Source organism: Moorena sp. SIO3I6, assembly GCF_010672095.1.
In genome coordinates, this window is record NZ_JAAHHU010001536.1 from 1 (window position 1) to 1,179 (window position 1,179).

Here is a 1,179-nt window from a genome sequence, read left to right on the forward strand (position 1 = left end):
TCCGTTGCGATCGCAGCACTGGCTATGGGTTCATTATCAGATTTAGTAAAGGTCTTAATCTTCTCAAGGGCTGGTTTATAGTCTAGTGCTGCCAGAGTTTGGATAATCACCCGATAAGTCTGACCTGGCTTCTCCAGCAGCTGGGCAATTTCTTCAAGAATTTCCGGATCTTGAGTGCCAATTTCCCCAATTGCCCAGACCGCATTTTCCACAGTGTAACAATCCTCATCCCCTAGACATGAGCGAATGATGGGTAGGGCTACAGAGGCTTTCAGACGACCTAAACTTTCCACTGCCTTGCGTCGAGCGATACGATGGTACAGTTCTGAGTTTTGGTCTTGCACCGTTTCCATCAGGGCATTGATTGACCGCTCGGTGGGAAAGTTAATTAAATGGGATGCAGCCAGATAGCGATCAGATTGGTCTTCCAGCTGGTCTAAGGGTGTTTTTAAAAGTGCGATCGCTTGATCTTCGGTCAAATTAAATATATTTGCAAAACGTTTATCCATCAGTGATTTAGTGGTGATTTAGAAATTAACAATAGGACTTACGAAGTTTAGTTAGTTTTGCCCCCCTAACTCCCCAAAACAATCAGGGGACTCTTCGACGGTACTCAACCAATTCAGGCAAAGCAACGTACTAAGAGTCCCCAGGTGCTGATCGAAATATTAGTCAATCAGCGACGGATTTTCACCGTGATCTCCTTAGGACAAGGAGTTGATTACATAGTCAAGGTAAGTTTTGTACTCAACCAAAGCTTGAGCAGACATGTCACGAGGAGCACAACCGCGATCGCGAGTGAACTCAAGAGCTGCTACATACGGACCGGTAGGTAGGTTCAAAGAACGGTAAACTTCACGCTGACCAGCAATACCCCACTCATCTAGAGGACCAGTACCGCCAACAACTAAGCAGTAGTTGATCAAGCGTAGGTAGTGACCAAGATCGCGGTAGCACTTGTCAATCTTGACTTGAGAATCCCCAGCTTCACCAGATTCCTTTAGGTAAGGATACTTCTTAAAGCAAGCATCACCAGCTTCTTTGGTTACTTTATCAATGCCTTCTGCTAGCTTTTCAGCAGCTTCCATACGAGCAGCAGCCCGCTGTAGGCTACCTTGAACGGACTCAAGGTCAGAGCTGCTAGGAAAACGACCTGCAGCATCGGCAGCAGTAACAACT

Annotated in this window: 2 protein-coding genes; both read right to left on the minus strand. The window is 46.3% G+C overall.

Annotated features, from left to right (window positions below):
- Positions 1–509: HEAT repeat domain-containing protein (locus F6K49_RS50985; protein WP_293110548.1), on the minus strand; the 509-nt coding region annotated here is incomplete at its 3' end.
- 195 nt (positions 510–704) lie between these two features.
- Positions 705–1,179: bleomycin hydrolase (locus F6K49_RS50990; protein WP_293110550.1), on the minus strand; the 475-nt coding region annotated here is incomplete at its 5' end.